This window comes from Okeania sp. SIO2B9, assembly GCF_010672505.1.
Taxonomy (GTDB): Bacteria; Cyanobacteriota; Cyanobacteriia; order Cyanobacteriales; family Microcoleaceae; genus Okeania; species Okeania hirsuta.
Genome location: NZ_JAAHGK010001379.1, coordinates 1 through 1,927, shown reverse-complemented (window position 1 = coordinate 1,927; position 1,927 = coordinate 1). Strand labels below are relative to the sequence as shown.

At 37.6% G+C, this 1,927-nt stretch carries 2 protein-coding genes; one reads left to right on the top strand and one right to left on the bottom strand.

Going from position 1 to position 1,927, the window contains the following annotated elements; genetic code table 11:
- A partial coding sequence (locus tag F6K13_RS30945) for an acylphosphatase (RefSeq protein WP_287289549.1) occupies nucleotides 1–775 on the bottom strand: 775 nt, incomplete at its 3' end.
- 445 nt (nucleotides 776–1,220) lie between these two features.
- On the opposite strand from F6K13_RS30945, the gene F6K13_RS30940 reads away from it, so the two are divergent.
- Nucleotides 1,221–1,775, top strand: coding sequence for a hypothetical protein (locus F6K13_RS30940; protein ID WP_124144213.1), 555 nt, complete (start codon nucleotides 1,221–1,223; stop codon nucleotides 1,773–1,775).
- Nucleotides 1,776–1,927 lie beyond the last annotated feature (152 nt).

Below are 1,927 nucleotides of genomic sequence, written 5' to 3'. Positions count from 1 at the left end.
TCATCAAAGCCAGAGGTTTATCCGGACGGCGTTTGCGATGACGTAACTTTTGCACCGCCTCCTCATTAGTGGCATCGCAAGCAAGATGAAAACCGCCTAACCCTTTAATAGCAACTATCATTCCTCGTTGGATGAGAGTACAGACCGCATCCACATCATCCAACATTGAAAACATATCAGCAGTTACAGGTTTACCATCCGCTCTTTCTAACCAAGCTTTCGGTCCGCAAACATGACAAGCGGTAGGTTGAGCGTGGAAGCGACGGTTAAGTGGTTCGGAATAGTTTTCCTGACATTCCGGGCAAAGGTGAAAATTTGCCATAGTAGTATTTTTGCGGTCGTAAGGTAATTTTTTGATAATACTCAGACGAGGTCCGCAGTGGGTACAGTTAGTGAATGGGTAGCGATACCAGCGACTCATGGGGTCGAATATTTCGCTTTTGCACATGGAGCAGGTGGCAGCATCGGGAGCTATTTGGGTACGAACTGTATTAGTGGTGCTGGGGGCAATGATAAAATCCGCGAAATTTTGGTTAGGTAGTTGGTGTCTAGTGATAGTTTCGATGTTTGCCAGGAGAGGGCGTTCAGAATGTATTTTTTTGATAAATTCGTCAATGGTTGAGCGATCGCCTACAACTTTGATTAATACACCTTGTCCATCATTACTAACTTCACCGCGCAACCCCAATGTTTTAGCAATGCGGTAGACAGTAGGGCGAAAACCGACACCTTGCACGGTGCCATAAACTCGAATTTCTTCTGTTATTTCAGACATTATGGATAATAATTATGATAATTTTTAATGTAAGCATTTCCTACGGAATGCTGCGCAAACAGCCGTCAGCGATCAGCACTTCCCTGCGGGATGCTACGCAAACAGCTATTGCTTTTATTTTTAGATAAAAGCTTTAATAATTGAGTCAAAATTTATACTTAATTTATACTTACTACAAAAATTGGCTTTAAAGTCTATATTCATTTACAGCAGTTTTGGAGTTGATGAGGTACAAAATTTTAGGACTTTAGGGAGTAGGAACCCACCCCTAACCCCTCCCAGGAGGGGAATTTGGGAGTAGGGAAAAAAAAGATTAATTTTCAAACTGTACCTCACTATCCTAAAAAGTGCTGTAAACCTTATCATGAGAGCTGACAGCTGACAGCTAATTGCTGAATGCTTATAATAACTGATAAAGTTTGTATGGTGTGATGAAGTCTAGAAAATGATAATATTATTGTCAAGCATCAATCAGATATTCAACAGATTTTTCCAGCGTTGGAAATTTCATTTCTATGCAATTTTACCCCATCCCACTGAAGCTAAAATTTTGATGCTATCCGATGATGAAAATACTTGGTTTTTACCCAATATTTGTATAAATGAAGATATACACCCTAGTGATTTTGCAACTATTCAAAAAGTAATTGAAAAAGAACTTGGAATTTCGGCAAACATTTTATATTACGCTCATAATTATGACGATAAATCTAAATGTGAAATTCACACAATATATGTACTGGAACATAATTATTTGAAAAAAGAGCTTATAGAAAAATTCAAAGATGCTTCTTGGGTTGACCTTGAAACTTTGAAAAATATATCTCTAAAATTACCAGAACATAAATCAGTTATCCAAGAATATTTAACAGAAATTGAAAGTAGTGAAGTTCTAGAACTACGTCCACCTTGGGCTAGAAAAGGTTGGTTATACTCTGCCCAAAAATGGATTGAGGAGCAATTATTAGAATTAAATTATCAACAACTTTATTCCGTATAATTTATCAAAAGTTGGGGTATATCTTATGTATTGCGGGTTAATACCACAGCCGGAAATATTTATTTCAAGCAAGCTTCTACACTACCTCTTTTTTGTAACGAACCATTAGTCACAACAGAATTAGAAAATTTATTTCCCCAACATATTCCTAC